The 15,297-nt window shown below is 49.1% G+C and carries 12 protein-coding genes; 4 read left to right on the plus strand and 8 right to left on the minus strand.

The window, feature by feature from the left end; all coding sequences use genetic code 11:
* Window positions 1-4 precede the first annotated feature (4 nt).
* Window positions 5-742 (minus strand): glycerophosphodiester phosphodiesterase, encoded by a 738-nt coding sequence (locus DP091_RS04800; RefSeq protein ID WP_113057288.1) that lies wholly within the window; start codon window positions 740-742, stop codon window positions 5-7.
* Window positions 743-965: 223 nt separating this feature from the next.
* Here DP091_RS04800 and DP091_RS04805 point away from each other — a divergent pair, with 223 nt between their 5' ends.
* Window positions 966-1,412 carry a MarR family winged helix-turn-helix transcriptional regulator gene (locus tag DP091_RS04805; protein WP_258394405.1) on the plus strand — a complete coding sequence of 149 codons (447 nt, stop codon included), beginning with the start codon at window positions 966-968 and terminating at the stop codon, window positions 1,410-1,412.
* Window positions 1,413-1,420: 8 nt separating this feature from the next.
* Window positions 1,421-2,659: an MFS transporter gene (locus DP091_RS04810; RefSeq protein WP_113057290.1), complete on the plus strand. Its 1,239-nt coding sequence runs from the start codon at window positions 1,421-1,423 to the stop codon at window positions 2,657-2,659.
* A 60-nt stretch (window positions 2,660-2,719) separates the two neighbouring features.
* On the opposite strand, the gene bcbE is transcribed toward DP091_RS04810, so the two are convergent.
* The 5 genes from bcbE to DP091_RS04835 all read right to left on the minus strand — a co-directional run bounded on the left by bcbE (window position 2,720) and on the right by DP091_RS04835 (window position 10,605).
* On the minus strand, window positions 2,720-4,024 hold the full coding sequence (gene bcbE / locus DP091_RS04815; RefSeq protein ID WP_373456888.1) for a bacillibactin exporter BcbE: 1,305 nt from the start codon (window positions 4,022-4,024) through the stop codon (window positions 2,720-2,722).
* Between the two features lie 84 nt (window positions 4,025-4,108).
* Window positions 4,109-5,812: a methyl-accepting chemotaxis protein gene (locus DP091_RS04820; RefSeq protein WP_113057292.1), complete on the minus strand. Its 1,704-nt coding sequence runs from the start codon at window positions 5,810-5,812 to the stop codon at window positions 4,109-4,111.
* Window positions 5,813-6,120: 308 nt separating this feature from the next.
* Entirely contained in the window at window positions 6,121-8,451 is a 2,331-nt protein-coding gene (helD, locus tag DP091_RS04825; RefSeq protein ID WP_113057293.1) for an RNA polymerase recycling motor HelD, read from the minus strand.
* Window positions 8,452-8,749: 298 nt separating this feature from the next.
* On the minus strand, window positions 8,750-9,808 hold the full coding sequence (locus DP091_RS04830) for an FUSC family protein (protein ID WP_113057294.1): 1,059 nt from the start codon (window positions 9,806-9,808) through the stop codon (window positions 8,750-8,752).
* A gap of 107 nt (window positions 9,809-9,915) precedes the next feature.
* The gene (locus tag DP091_RS04835) at window positions 9,916-10,605 is read right to left on the minus strand and encodes a phosphatase PAP2 family protein (RefSeq protein ID WP_113057295.1); all 690 of its coding nucleotides are present in this window, start codon (window positions 10,603-10,605) and stop codon (window positions 9,916-9,918) included.
* Between the two features lie 179 nt (window positions 10,606-10,784).
* Here DP091_RS04835 and DP091_RS04840 point away from each other — a divergent pair, with 179 nt between their 5' ends.
* On the plus strand, window positions 10,785-11,429 hold the full coding sequence (locus DP091_RS04840; protein ID WP_113057296.1) for an SDR family oxidoreductase: 645 nt from the start codon (window positions 10,785-10,787) through the stop codon (window positions 11,427-11,429).
* Between the two features lie 228 nt (window positions 11,430-11,657).
* On the opposite strand, the gene mnmH is transcribed toward DP091_RS04840, so the two are convergent.
* Both mnmH and selD read right to left on the minus strand, forming a co-directional pair.
* Window positions 11,658-12,710: a tRNA 2-selenouridine(34) synthase MnmH gene (gene mnmH, locus DP091_RS04845; protein ID WP_113057297.1), complete on the minus strand. Its 1,053-nt coding sequence runs from the start codon at window positions 12,708-12,710 to the stop codon at window positions 11,658-11,660.
* Between the two features lie 39 nt (window positions 12,711-12,749).
* Window positions 12,750-13,802 carry a selenide, water dikinase SelD gene (selD, locus tag DP091_RS04850; protein ID WP_113057298.1) on the minus strand — a complete coding sequence of 351 codons (1,053 nt, stop codon included), beginning with the start codon at window positions 13,800-13,802 and terminating at the stop codon, window positions 12,750-12,752.
* A gap of 292 nt (window positions 13,803-14,094) precedes the next feature.
* Here selD and DP091_RS04855 point away from each other — a divergent pair, with 292 nt between their 5' ends.
* The gene (locus DP091_RS04855) at window positions 14,095-15,165 is read left to right on the plus strand and encodes a permease (RefSeq protein ID WP_113057299.1); all 1,071 of its coding nucleotides are present in this window, start codon (window positions 14,095-14,097) and stop codon (window positions 15,163-15,165) included.
* Window positions 15,166-15,297 lie beyond the last annotated feature (132 nt).

Genomic DNA, 15,297 nt, shown 5'->3' on the forward strand with positions numbered 1-15,297 from the left:
AAGGTCACGCTCCCTTAATTTGTAGCAATCCCCCGAGTACATCCGGATAATCCGTAATTATGCCCGCCACGCCGGCATCGATCAAGGTTTTCATCTGTTCCTCGTCGTTGACGGTCCAAGGGTGATAGACTACGCCATGCTGCTTCGCTTCCTCTACCCATTCCGGCAGAACTGCGCGATGGTATGCATGAAGAGCATCAGCTTTAGCCAATTTGGCATACTCCCAAGGTTTGTATAACCCTTCGCCATACAACAGGCCCGTACGGATATCAGGATCAATATGTTTACACTCCACCAGGGAATAATGATTAAAGCTTGAGATGACGATTTGCTCTGACATATTGTAATGTCTTACAGTCTCGATCACGCGCTTTTCCAGCTCGGGATATTGAATCGACCCGTTCTTCAGCTCGATATTTACAATCGTGCCGCGATTTTTCGTTAATTCCAGCAGTTCTTCCAGCAGCGGAATGCGTTCCCCTTGAAAATCCGCTCCAAACCATGAGCCTGCATCCAGCTTGACCAGCTCGTCGTATGTATAATCCTTGACTAGCCCCTCGGCCCCCGTGGTCCGGGCAACACTCTCATCATGGATCAGAACCAGCCTTCCATCTTTCGTCATCTGAACATCGGTTTCAATCCCTGTAGCTCCCTGCTCCAGGCCTTTGATAAAGGCAGCCATCGTATTCTCGGGACATATGGCCGATGACCCGCGGTGTGCAAAATTAATCAATTGTGACATGTGTACTTCCTCCTGAGTGGTTAGATATTGGTTTGTACTATAAATATAGCTCGCAATTGTTAGAGCTATGTTATCATTCCATTTTCATATTCCACATCGTTTAACGAAACCCTGTCATTCGGATAATTAATTTTTTGAATGGTTTGACTGATTTGCATGTCAGGCATATAATTGTTTAGACAACTATTTCTGAAAACTTGAAATGAAAGGTGTGACTTGTTTCTTGAAATTGCCTGAACGCAACCCCTCCATCGGTTTTCATCTGGGTTACACCTATCGCCGCGCATCGCATTTGTTTGCCAATGCCCTGAAGCCCTATGATATCACTCCCGAGCAATGGCTGGTCCTATACCACATCGGGGAGCACGAAGGGTTAAATCAAAAAGAAGTTGCCGCCAAAGCGGATAAGGACCAACCGACCACTACCCGTATTTTGGATCTGCTCGAGAAAAAAGGATATACTCGCAAATCTGTTTCGGTTAACGACCGGAGAGCTTTCCAGCTCTTTTTGACGGATACAGGCAAAGCATTAATCGAGGCAACCACAACCATCGAAAGTCAATGCGGAAGCCAGTTAATCGAAGGCATTGACGATCATCAATTAGAGATGTTCTGGGACACACTCTCGCGGATCAATGCCAACATACACAACTTAGACAAACAGGAGTGATGTTTCACATGAATGAAATGAATACAAAACAACGATTATGGACCAAAGAATTCATCACCTTGATGGTCAGCAACCTTTTTCTGTTTCTGACCCTGCAGATGATGCTGACCACGCTGCCCGCATACGCCAAGGAGGCGTTTATGGCAAGCCCGCTGCAGATCAGCCTGATAACCAGCGTGTTCGCCTTCAGCGCAATCGCTTCCCGCTTCGTGTCAAGCAAGGCGTTGGAAAAAGGGAAGCTGCGCCTGCTTCTGTACGTCGGGCTGTTCATTTCGCTGGCAGCCACGATCGGTTATTACTGGGCATCGGGCATTGCCTTTCTGCTGCTGATGCGCGTTTTGTTTGGCATCGGCTTTGGCATGACCAGCACCTCGTTTCCTACGATGGCATCAGACGTCATTCCGATCAAACGACTGGGCGAGGGTATGGGCTATTTCGGTTTATCCACCACACTCGCCATGTCGATCGGCCCGATGATCGGCTTGACCCTCCTCCAAGACGGGGGGTTCACACCGCTTGTGATCATCACCGTCATGATCAATGTACTTATCTTCCCGCTCGCCTACGTTTTGACGTCAAGATCGGCAAAACGAAATATGGAGCGCCCCGCTGCAGTTCAACCTCCAGCTGAGGCTCAACCTAAAGGTTCATTCAATAAAAAGTTGATTCTGCCCAGCGTGCTTAATTTTTTGATGTCCATTACGTACGGCGGGCTGTTGAGCTTCATGGCGTTGTTCGGCGCCGAGACTCACCTTCAGAATCCCCAGTATTTCTTTTTGTTCAATGCCATTGCCATTATTTTGGTACGGCCGTTCTCCGGCAGAATCTATGACCGGTATGGACACAAAGCACTGGTTGTACCCGCTGCTATTCTAATGGTCGCCGGTTTATTGTTACTGACCTTCGCCACATCGACGGGAACGATGCTGTTATCCGCATTATGTTATGGCCTGGGCTTCGGCGCAATGCAGCCATCCATCCAGACCTGGATGATTCAGGAGGTTCATCCGCAGCAGCGCGGCATGGCCAACGGCATGTTCTACAACTCCCTGGATTTCGGTGTCGCTATCGGCTCGATCGCGCTCGGTTCCATCGCCAAATCCACTTCGTACGCTATGATGTACCGTTATTCAGCCATTGCGCTTGTAATGTTAATCCTGATTTATATCATCATACAGGTAACGGGTCAATCACGTATCAAAGCAACGGCGCAGCTTGAGGATACCGAACCCACCGCTGCTGGTTAACGGAGAAAGCAATTGGTGCAAATCCAAGAAAATATCCCGATAAGAGAAAGGTCTTGTCCATTATTTATGGACAAGACCTTTCTTTTTCGAGCCCTGGGGTTTCTTGAAGTCGACTCGGTATGAATTCCCTTCGGTATCGTCTTTCTTTGCCTCCGGCTTCACGGCAAATAATGTGAGCAGACTGCCTACACCCGCCACGGCCGCCAAAGTACCGAACAGCACCCAATGATTCGCCCCAAGGAGCAGCGAGACAACCGGAGGTCCGAGCGATACGCCGATAAAACGCATACTGCTGTATAGAGAGGTAATGGTACCTCGCTGCTCCTTCTCTATACCTTCCGTCAGCAGCGTGTCCATGCATGGAAGTACCATCCCGATCCCGATGCCGCCAAGCGTCATCATACCGACTACAAAATAAATCTGTGCACTAAATCCGGTGACGATCAGGGAAGCCGTCAAAATGGCCATACCCGCGAAACCCGTCCACTTTTTAGCCGCTTTATTTTTGCCTGTGAATTTACCTGCTAAATAGGAAGACAGACATAACAAAGCCAGCGGAATCGCAAGCACCAGCCCTTTTATCACACCATGCAAATTGTAAGTGCTCTCGAGCGTCTCCGACAAATAGAAAAGCACGCCGAACACGCCAAACATCGCAATGCCGCCGATGGCGAAAATCGCATACAGCCATCTTCCCTTCTCGTGCAAAACCTGCCTGGTTGTTTTCAAAAACTCGCGAATGGATTGTTTATCGTCGTTGTTCGACTTGGGTGTCTTCACAAGAAAAATGACAAGCACGATAGAGATCAGGCATAGAACCGGAATCGCTATAAAAGGCAAAAACCAGATAAAACTTCCGAGCAGGGCGCCAAGTATTGGACTGACTACCTTGCCAAACGTATTGGAGGTTTCGATAATACCCAAACTCTTACTGACCTTTTCTTCCTCTTTAAACATGTCGCCGACAAGCGGAATGACAATGGGGAATGCCCCGGCAGCACCAATTCCCTGAAGAAACCGTCCTGCCAAAATAACGTAATATGCCGCCGTCCCACTCAGCATCCAGGCAGCCACAGCCGAGACAGCTCCGCCTAATGCCGCAATAATTAAGCTAGGGATGATGATCTTCTTTCGTCCATACCGATCCGATAAATAACCGGCAATCGGGATCAGTAAAATGGCTACAACAGCATACACCGTTATAAGCATACTGACTTTGAAGGAACTGATCCCCAGAGCTTTGGAGATCTGCGGCAAAATGGGAATCAGCATGGAATTGCCTAACGTCATGATGAGTGGTATGGATGCAAGGGCAACCAGATCCCATTTCTTGTTTTCCATGAGAGAAGACCACCTTTGCGTTATCTGTCATCCATATTGTAGGTTCTTTTCCCCGGAATATGCATGATGGCAAGGTGGCCGTTTTTCCCATATACAATTTTTCCTTATTTATACTTTAAAGCCGGACATCAATTGCCGAAGCTTGCTGGACATGACATTCAAATCTTCAACGGAATTTGTAATTTCCTCCATTGAGGCCAACTGCTCTTCCGTGGCGGCACTGACGCTTTGAGTTCCCCCTGCCGTCGTCTCTGTGACCTCCTGAATCCGGCGGATGGCGTGAACAAGCTCCCCTGCCCCGGAGTTCATCTGTTCTGTTGCAACGGTAACACTTTGAATTTGTTCATTCAATTCGCCGACGGATTGCTCAATGTCCTTAAAGGCTCTCTCGGCTCCTTGTGCCACATTCATGCCCTCGGTCACTTCGCGGGTCCCCTGCTCCATAACGCCGGCCAGATCAACAATATCCTGCTGAAGTTCATGGACGAATTGTCTGATTTCGACGGAAGAGTTCGATGCCTGATCAGCCAATTTCCGGACCTCTGCCGCCACAACCGCAAAACCTCTGCCATGCTCGCCCGCCCGAGCGGCCTCAATTGAGGCATTTAAGGCAAGCAGTGATGTTTGCTCCGCAATTTCGATAATGATCTGACCCATCGCTCCGATGTTGGAGGCCTTTTCGCCGAGCGCACGCACCGATTGCGCGGATTGGTCCACGCTGGTGCGTATGCCTTCCATTTGAGACAGTGTATGGATAAGTGCCTGTTCCCCTTCAGCCGCAAGTTGGTTCGTCGTTGCTGCCAACCCGGAGACGTCTTGGGCGGCATGCGCGATGTGTTTCATTCCTTCCGCCATGTCCGTTACCGTAGCCGTTGTTTCCTCTGTATCCTGAAGCTGATTCTCTACCCCGGCCGCCAGTTCTTCCATGATACCTGAGGTTTGCTGGGAAGCTTGACGAATTTCCTCCGTTGTGGAGTGAAGCGTCGAAGCTGCGATACCGACTTTGCCGGCCGTATCCTGCACCTGTACGACGAGCTCCCTGAAGCCATCGACCAATTTATTATAAGCATCAGCTACATCCCTGATTTCGTCTTTCGTATTGATCTGTAATCGGGTAACCAGATCCCCTCCGCCTTCGGCAATCTTCAATAGCTGATCGCTCATTTGATTCAAAGGACGAATCGAACGGGTAAGAAGATATCCTTGTATAGCAAAATAAACAACGGCTGCAACTCCGATCACCATAATGATCAAATTCTGAAATCGGCTGCTGGCCGCAATCTGATCAGCCTGCTTAGCCAAGGCTTCATTTTTATGTACTGTAAATTGTGCGATAACCGTACTGAAGGACTTGCGCACTTCGCGTTCCTTGTTAAATGCTGCTTCATACACCCGGAACGGCACAGCCTTGTAAAAACCGGTGTCATACCCTAATTTGTTTAACACCTCATTTACAGCTTCGGTGTATATGACATACCCGGTTTCGATCTCGTTAAAAACTTTGCGGTCATCCTCAGCCGTCATCAAGCCTTTGGTTTCAGCCATGAGTTTGGCGACGGACTCCTGCTTCGCTTTCAATGAATCGGCAAAGGTCGAATCACCGGTCAATAAGTACCCCCGTTCATCATTAGAGACGCCCGTCAATAGGGTCTCCAATTGCGTCAGGTTATAAATGACCTTCTGATCCACTTCAATAATCTTGCTGAACCTCTTCTCCGTCATATTCGAAGTGATAAACGCGATAATTACGATTACCGACGTAACCGCTGCAAGAATCGTAGACGAAAGAATTAATTTTGTTTTTATCTTCATCCGCAAGCACCCGACCTTTGATAAGTAGTATACCCCCAAACCTTTTTTCGTCAAATTTGTGTCAAAAATGAATAGACTCGGCGATCGGGAAAGCGCTTTTTCCGAAAATAATTGAAAAAATTATTAATCACCGGTCAAATCATGATAAATATTGGAAAACTCCCTCCTTATGCTATAAAGCTTTCTTCATACTGCTCTCTAATTTCGTTTCCATATTTTAACTCCTCTATGAAACATGCTTGGTTTTCATACATCCATCATAAAAAAAAGGCCTGCCTGGGATGTTGCTCAGACAGACCTTTGCTTATTTAATGTTGATCCGGAATAAAGTGGCTTTTTTCCCCGATATGATATACATGAAGTTTGTGCATGGCACGCGTACATGCGGTGTAGAACAGCTTGCGGTCGCTTTCACGATGGTACACATCTTCGGAGCCGTTGTATATGATGACCGCGTCGAATTCCACGCCTTTGGCTAGATAGGCAGGAACAACAAGCGTCCCCTTCTCAAAAGCGGGAGTGGTTTTGGTAATTAATCGCGCAGGTATATCTGCAGACAGCTGCTCGTGTACGCGTCTGCTCTCCTCTTCTGTCCGGCAGATCACCGCCACGTACTGGAATCCCTGTTCATGAAGCTCGCGGATATCAGAGATTATCGCTTCTTGCAGATGTTCTTCATCGTTCACTGCAACCACCTGTGGAGCTTCTCCGCTCCGGTTAAATGGAACAATTCGCTCCCCGCCCGGTATCATCTGCCGCGTGAAATCAACGATTTCATACGTGGACCGGTAGCTTTGCGTCAGATTGATGACCTCCGTATCCTCCTCGCCATACAGACTCACCAGATTTCCCAGATTGCCGAGCGCCTCTCCATGTGCGTAAATCGCTTGATTGAGATCCCCCAGCACCGTCATTTTCGCTCGCGGGAATAATCGCTTCAGGAATTCCAACTGAAATCCCGAATAGTCCTGTACTTCATCGACAATCACATGACGAATCGACGTGTTCGTGCGGAAACCTTGAAGCAGCTCCTTTAGATAGAGGAACGGAGTCGCATCCTCATACAACAGCGATTTGTTGTCCAGTGACGCAACGGTGAGACTGCAGATTTCCTCCCAATAGTCAGGGAGCGTCCCCAAATTTCCGGCCGCCCGGCGAAATAGCGATTCATCGGTATATAATTTTCGGTACATACCCTTTACATCCACATATCGAAACCGCTTGATCCAGCGTCTAACCGGCTTGAGCCGACTGCTGATGACCATTTTGGCAAGGACATCCTTTTCTTTATCGAAATCGTCAAACGTGTCCGACTTCCGGTTTTGCTTACGTCTCATCGTTTGAAAGGCCCGCTGGTAATCTTCCGTATCCAGCAGCTGGATTTGCTCCTCCACCCACGGGGCGTCTTTTTCGCTCTGGGCGAACTCGGACAGACGTTTCAGCATCCATTCTTTCATCAGGTCGATCCGGCCAGCGAGTTTGACCGCCGAATCATAACTATAGAACTGCACGGACATTTCATCGGCGCTGACGATCACCTTGCCTTGGAATACGACAGGCTTAAAGAGCATCCCGCCCTTCTCCAGCAATTCCTTGTATCGTCTGATGGTATCCAGATAAGCTCCCGAGGATTTAAAGGATATGCTCTCAAGTCGCGCCCGGTACTGCGGCGAATCGTCCGCATTCAGCAAGGTTTCCGTCTGTGTAAACACATCTTCAAGCTCAAACTCCTTCCCGAGCCGGTGTTCCAGGTAGGACTGGAAGGTCGTCTGCTGCATGTTGTCCTCCCCAAGCTCGGGAAGCACTGTGGATACGTAACTATTGAACAGCGGGTTCGGAGAGAACAGTATCATCTGGTCGGCCCGAAGCGTCTCCCGATACTTATACAACAGATAAGCTACCCGCTGCAGTGCCGCTGAGGTTTTGCCGCTGCCGGCAGCGCCCTGAACGATCAGCATGCGGGTTTTGTCGTTTCGGATGACAGCATTCTGTTCCTTCTGAATCGTAGCTACGATGCTCTTCATCCGATCATCCGCGCTATGGCTGAGCACCTGCTGCAGCAGCTCATCCCCAATGGTCACGCCGGTATCAAACAACACCTTGATCTCGCCGTTATGGATCACGAATTGACGTTTTAGCAGCATTTCACCTTTAACCGTGCCCGAAGGGGTTTCATATTGGGCCGGGCCCGGCGCCCCGTCATAATACAAGCTCGAGATCGGAGCCCGCCAATCGTAAACCAGAAACGTCTCCATATGTTCGTCCAAAAAAGATCCTGTTCCCAAATAAATGGTGTCCGTCTCCGCGGTTCCATCCTCCTGAAAATCAATGCGTCCGAAGTAAGGGGATTCCACAAGTTTTCTATATTTCTTAAGCAGCTTGCTGGATTGCAGATGAGCATGCTCACGTTCCGCCAGCACCTGCGACTGCTGCCTCAGGTTGGTGGACGTTTCACCCAAATCGTCCGGGTTGCTGAAGTTGACCGTTACTTCGTCCCAAAAGTCTTTCCGCATATCAATAACGTCTTCACGGATATCCCCGACGCTCGCTTCCAGCTGAGATATTTTATTACCGATTTTCGTTGTCACTTCCGTAACCCGTGCCTGTTCTTCTTGCCAATCCTGTTCGCTGATAGCCATTTGTTCATCCCCCTAATATACTGGTTGACAGCGTAATATGTCTGTGATATAATACAATTGTGATATTCTAACCAAATCATTGAGATTTAATGACAAACCAGTGTTAATTATAACAATGTAACCCGTATAATTCAACCTCGAATAATTTCAAAGAGCCGACCTGGCCGGGGCGGTTTTTTTGCGTTTATATACAATACCATTCTCAAGGCTCACTGCCAAGAAGAACCCTTTAATCCGGGTGCAAAAAAACAGCCGATCAAATATGGCATCTTGATCGGCTCCCTCTTGATGACTTCTCTTATTTACGCAGCCACGAGAACAAGGCTTCCTCCTGCTCTTTATCATCCATGACACGGCTGATTTGATCCGCGACCCGGTTCAACCGGTCAAGCTGATACCCGTAATCATACATGGAGGCGGCCACCACCGACAGACGAAGCCCCCCTGGATTGGCGCCTGGTCCGCACATCACCTGCTCCATGAACGTCTCATTGTTCTCCGCCATGGTCTCGGCCTCGTCCTCATTCGGTTTCAGTTTATCTTCGAATTTCCACAAAATATGCTCATGGTACTTCATTAACCGCTCCAGATTGTGATCAAACTGCTCGTCGATTTCTTCGGATCGTTCCGCCTGGAAATAGTGGTTCTCCACAGCATCCAGCACTTCATACCCCTTACGAAGGGATTGAAGCAGTTGTTTATACACCACCAGCTGTCTTGCTTGGCTGTATTTAGCCCGCTTCAGCTTCTTCTGCTCTTCCTCAAACAAATTGTATTTATCGGATAATGATTTGATTGCCGATTCCAGCTCCTTCTTCTCCGCACGGTATACCGAATCCTTCATTTCATGGGAGATGGCCGTACGCAGCAGCAGCGACATTTTGCCAAATACAATATGAATCCGCGTGATGTACTGTTCCTTGGGTTTCGGGGGAAACACAAGAATATTAATAAGAAATGCTGATATGATACCGATAATCGTCAGAATAAAGCGATTGAGTGCAAAATCCCATTGACCGGAAGCTTCCATCACGGAGATAACCGTAACAAGCGTTAGTCCGATGGTCTCGCCCATCTTAAGCTTCATGCAAATCATAATCACTAGAATACATACCAAACCGACGGAAATCGGCTGATTCGATAAAAAGTATCCTCCAAGCATCGCCAGAATCGCACCGAGCGTACTGGTCTGCAGCTGGTCGAGGAAATATCTCCACGACCTGTATATGGATGGCTGCATCGCAAAAATCGCTGCTATGGCGGCAACGACAGGGGATTTAAAATCAAACAGCATGGCTAAATAAAGAGCCAGCGTCACGGCTAAGCCGGTTTTGAACATTCTTGCTCCAAACGCCACAGACAGCCCTCCTTACCCAACCCAATTTCACATCTATGGATACACACCACGATACATACTCCTCCGTTTGAACCGCTATTACATGAATTACCCTCACGCTTCCAATGTTATGCAGTTTCTGAATCATTCATATCTTTCGGATTGGCCCGCTTTCCCATCCTCTTCTCGTAAGATCGGACCAGAAATGCAAGCCAGGCACAAGCAGCCAGATATCCACCAACAATATCGCTTGGATAGTGGACCCCGAGATAGACCCTGCTTAATCCGATGCCGAGAATCATGATGACGGAGATGGATATTAATATTCCTCTCCCCGCCCCGCTGTCAATATGTCTCCACAACAAGTAAGCGAGCACGCTGTAGAACGAGAAGGCGACCATGGAATGTCCGCTGGGATAGCTGTATCCCGTAATTTCAATTAAGCGGTGAATGTCGGGCCTTGCCCGTTGAAAGACCCACTTTAATAATAAATTAAGAATAGATGAACCGAAGACGACCACAATAAGGAGAAGAATCTCCATGCGGTGCCCCAGTGCCCAATATAGCACGGCGATTACAATCAGACATAACACAATCACCGGTCCGATGGAACCTATAAACGACAGCCCGATGGCAATATCCGTGATTAGGGGATGCTCCCAGGCTTGTACCGTTGTTAGGATCGCCAAATCAAACGATGCCAGGCTTTGCCGCTTTACCAAAGCAGCCAGCGCGACAAATCCGATCAAGCTGATTATCGATATGAGAAAAATCCAGCGCTGTCTTCCTGAAGTCAGGTGTAGCTTCTGTCCGCTCAACTCTCTTTTCTCCTTTGCCTTTGTTTCGAATCCGTGCGAGTTGGTGAAAACAAGATAATATCATTTTCCTGAGATAAAGAAAAGTCCATATGGGAGATACATGAAATATCCCGTAGTCTATGTCAAAATCGCAATGATTACTCTTTCGAGAGAAATTTTACCATAAAGGAGTTGTCTACATGAAGGTTCTCGTTGTCGGTGCCAACGGCCAAATAGGCAAACGGCTTACCCATCTGTTGCAAGACCATGAGGGCTATTCCGTAAGAGCAGTGCTACGAAAGGAGGAACAAGCAGCCCCATATCTAGCTGCCGGAATAGAGTGTGTTCTTGCGAACCTGGAAGGGTCGGTCGAGGAGCTTGCTGATGCAGCGAAGAATTGCCAGGCGGTGGTATTCGCTGCCGGCTCGGGCGGAGCAACCGGATACGACAAAACCCTGTTAATCGATTTGGACGGAGCCGTAAAAATGATGGAAGCCGCCGAGCAGGCGTCTGTTAAGCGTTTTGTGATGGTGAGTGCAATTGGGGCCCACCATCGGGCATATTGGAGTGAGGAGATCAAGCCGTATTATGCCGCCAAACATTACGCGGATCGCATGCTTCGTCAGAGCAGCCTCACGTACACCATCATTCGTCCGGGTGGACTTACGAATAACCCTGGTACCGGACGCATCGCCGCTGCTGAGAATATCCAGGGCGGTTCGATACCGCGCGAGGATGTAGCGCGAACGATTCTGTTATCGCTGGGAGAAGAAAATACCTTCCGTCGTTCCTTCGACTTAATTTCAGGAGATACTCCCATATCCGAAGCTTTATCCACCATTTAAAGAGAGCCCTTTATCAAAAAAAGATCGCCCCGAAGTATAAGCGGTACGTTCTTATCCGCTCATACTTCAGGGGCGATCTTTTGTCCTAGTTCAATCATAACCAGCTATAATATAAGTGTGCATGTCCACGCAACGCATAGTTTAGAATCGCTTTGTCCAATTAGCGCGCATGCTTACGTTTGTAATGCATGCTTCGTTTGTAATGCATGCTTCGTTTGCAATGCATGCTTACGCGCCGGTCTTCTGCTGCATTTGATTCCGCAATATGTCTTTAACCGCATCCACAGCCTCCTCCACCCGGTCCACCGCCACAACGATGGGCGTACTGTCCTCGTATTGACTGAAGGAATGATTGTACTTGGGATCATAATAATGCTCGAGGAGCAGCTGTATTCCCTGAGCAAACCGCCCCTCTTCCAAGTACTTGCCAATTTCCGCGGCGATAGGCGTATGGATCCTGTTTTTGATTAATTGAAACGCCGCCAAATATTGCTCTTTGTAAGCCGCTGGGTTGTAATCCTCCAGGATCTGGCGAACACGCTCCGCCATCGGCAGTTCCAACACGATGGCTACGCCCGACTCCTTCTTCTTCATCAGGAAATCGGGAACGGCGATTTTGCCGATCCGTTTGCTCTCCGCCTCAAATAACAAATAGTGCGAGGATTCCAGTTGCTTCAACCGCTCAAACAATTCCGAATCGAACGTCTTCTGATTATTCGCCTGAAGACCGATATGGCCAAAGATCGAGCCGCGATGTCCTGCCAACCCTTCCAGGTCCACGACGGGGTAGCCTTCCTGCTGAAGCTGTCTAAGCACTGCCGTCTTGCCTGTGCCTGTCAAGCCGTGAAGGACGAATGCTTCCGCGTCCAGCCTTTTTTGCTCCAGCGTATCCAGTACATACTTCCGGTAAGCTTTAATCCCGCCCGTAATCCGGTTAACATGGATATCCATCAATGAGAGAACGGTTGCCGCCGTCCGGCTGCGCATGCCGCCGCGCCAGCAATAGACCGCCTTATCTCCCTTGATCTCCTTGAATTGCTTCACAAAGCTCGGGAGCTTGGCCGACATAATGGCAAGTCCACGCTCTTTAGCTGCATCCACGCTCACCTGCTTATAAATCGTCCCGATCTCCGCCCGTTCTTCATCATTGAAGACCGGAATGTTCAGACTTCCCGGAATCGTGGAATCCCTGTACTCCGAAGGGGAACGGACATCAATCAAAGTAATCTTCTTGCTGCTTTGCAGTTCCATTAGTTCTTTTACGGTGATGTCTTGAAACATGTCTGCTCGCTCCTTTATTGATACAAAACCCGATTCACTTTATAACTCAACGACAATGCGATTCGGATGGCCATCCACGACCTGGCCGATTCTCCCGGCTTCCAGCCCGGCTTGGCGAAGCTCTGCCAGAAGCTGATCGGCCTGCGAGCCATCAACCGCAATGAGAAGCCCTCCCGAAGTAACGGCATCGCACAAAATCCACTTATCGATCTGGTCCATGTCGTCCGGGAAATCCACATCGTCCTTGACGTGATCATAATTGTTTTTCGTACCGCCTGGTATAACACCGCCATCAGCCATTTCTCGAACCCGCTCCAAAATGGGAACGGAAGGTTTGGAAATCCGGATCCCCGTGCCGCTTCCTTTGGCCATTTCGAGCGCGTGTCCAAGGAGACCGAAACCAGTTACATCGGTGCAAGCATGCACCTCATACGGCTCCATGAGCTCGGCAGCCGTTTTGTTCAATGCGGCCATGACCGCGGTAACTCGGCGAATCTCCTCATCGCTTAACAGATCTTTCTTGATGGAACTCGTAAGGATACCCACGCCGATCGGCTTCGTCAGAATCAAGGCATCGCCTGGCTTAGCGCCGGCATTGGTTCTTACTCGGTCCGGATGGACAGTACCTGTAACGGCAAGGCCGAATTTCGGTTCTTTATCATCAATGGAGTGCCCGCCAACCAGGGTAACCCCCGCTTCCTTCAATTTATCTCCTGCTCCTCTCAAAATATCCGTCAATACCTGCTTGTCCAGCGTTGATATCGGGAATGCCACGATATTCAAGGCCGTCAGCGGCTTGCCGCCCATGGCATAAATATCGCTGATGGCATTCGCAGCAGCCACTTGTCCGAAATCATAGGGATCATCCACAATCGGCGTAAAGAAATCGACGGTCTGAACCATAGCCAAATCATCCGTGAGACGGTATACGCCTGCATCATCACTTGTATCCAAACCGACCAATAAATTGGGATTCGGCTCGGCTTGCGGGAGCTTGCGAATCACCTGCGCCAGGTCCGCGGGCCCGATCTTGCAGCCGCATCCTCCTTTAGAAGAATACGAGGTTAATTTTATTTTCTCCGATTGACTCATCACGGGTCTTCCCTTCGCTTAAGAGTTGAATTTATAAAACACATGCAACAAACCCGGCGTGGATGCATAAAAACGTCTCATCTACCCCGGGGATAATCTGATATTCGTCCGTTTACTGACACTTGTGATCACACACAATATCTATATTATAAGAAATTGGCTGCTCCAAGTCTAATGGTCTTCCTATATCTTGCAATTACCGGGAATATATTTCTTCGTTCTGCTCACAATGTGATATACTAATTGATTGGATATGTAAATCATTTCACAACGCATCGGGGGAGTATAGATCATGAATCACTCAAGCGACGGCAGAATGGCCTATGATCATTCGGATCGGAGAAGAACCATCTGGTTCATCACCATCTTCATCATCATTGCAGCAACAGGGCTAACCTACGTAAAATGGTGGCCTTATTATGATAAAGCGCTCAAAGCCATTATGGAGCACAGCATCGGCTCCTCCATATTAGGCATGGACCCCGGCAATGCCGTGCCATCTTGGCAAGCGGCCTGGGACTATGCGGTCACGTATTTTAAAGCCGTTTGGAAAGCGGCGGTGCTCGGTATCCTGCTCGGGACCTTGATCCAGTCGCTGCTGCCCTCCAAGTGGCTGCTCCGCGTTCTCGGCAAAACCACTTTCGGCAGCACGGCGATCGGAGGAATTGCCTCCATTCCGGGGATGATGTGCTCCTGCTGCGCGGCACCGATCGCGATCGGTCTGCGTAAGAAAAAGGTGTCCGTGGGCTCCGCCCTCGCGTTCTGGATCGGCAATCCGACCATCAATCCGGCAACACTCGTTTTCATGACGTTTGTTTTATCATGGAAATTCACCGCGCTGCGTTTGGTCTTCGGCCTCATTCTGACCTTTGGCGTCAGTTACCTGGCTAACCGCTTCGCCAAAGAGGCGGATCCGGTAGAGATTGACGCGCCGGAGAGCACCGATCAACCCGATGAACGTCCGCTGTGGAAACGCTGGCTTGCCAGCATCGGTCATATGCTGATTCGCGTGGTTCCGGCGTACTTGATAGCCGTGCTTCTCCTTGGCGCACTGCAAGTGTGGATGTTTCCGCATTTGGGAGCTGCTGCTGGAAACACGCTGCTGGCCGTCATCTTCTTCTCCGTGATGGGAATGCTGTTTGTCATTCCAACCGCAGCGGAAATACCGATCATTCAGGCCTTTATGGCAGCGGGTCTCGGGGCGGGCCCGGCAGCAGCGCTGCTTCTGACGCTGCCGGCCATCAGTCTTCCGTCCCTTCTCATGGTACGTCGTTCATTCCCGAGGAATGTCATGTGGTTTGTTGCTGCTTCTGTAGTGCTGCTCGGAATCGTATGCGGTATAGCGGGCATGCTGATGCTGTAGACCCAGCTCCAACTTTTTCGATTATCTTTTCAATTTTTATTTTTTCTTAAGGTAAACCCTTGGCTTATCTGGTAAAGTGATTAAAGAATGAACCAACTCATTATTACATGCAGTCGAAGGGAGTCAATCATT

The sequence above is a fragment of the Paenibacillus sp. MDMC362 genome (assembly GCF_003269305.1).
Classification (GTDB): Bacteria; Bacillota; Bacilli; order Paenibacillales; family Paenibacillaceae; genus Paenibacillus_AQ.

Coding starts and splice junctions, on each gene's coding strand:
- DP091_RS04840 (WP_113057296.1), top strand. CDS start 10,785: ATGAAGGTTCTCGTTGTCGGTGCCAACGGCCAAATAGGCAAACGGCTT.
- DP091_RS04855 (WP_113057299.1), top strand. CDS start 14,095: ATGAATCACTCAAGCGACGGCAGAATGGCCTATGATCATTCGGATCGG.
- DP091_RS04800 (WP_113057288.1), bottom strand. CDS start 742: ATGTCACAATTGATTAATTTTGCACACCGCGGGTCATCGGCCATATGT.
- helD (WP_113057293.1), bottom strand. CDS start 8,451: ATGGCTATCAGCGAACAGGATTGGCAAGAAGAACAGGCACGGGTTACG.
- DP091_RS04810 (WP_113057290.1), top strand. CDS start 1,421: ATGAATGAAATGAATACAAAACAACGATTATGGACCAAAGAATTCATC.
- selD (WP_113057298.1), bottom strand. CDS start 13,802: ATGAGTCAATCGGAGAAAATAAAATTAACCTCGTATTCTTCTAAAGGA.
- mnmH (WP_113057297.1), bottom strand. CDS start 12,710: ATGTTTCAAGACATCACCGTAAAAGAACTAATGGAACTGCAAAGCAGC.
- DP091_RS04820 (WP_113057292.1), bottom strand. CDS start 5,812: ATGAAGATAAAAACAAAATTAATTCTTTCGTCTACGATTCTTGCAGCG.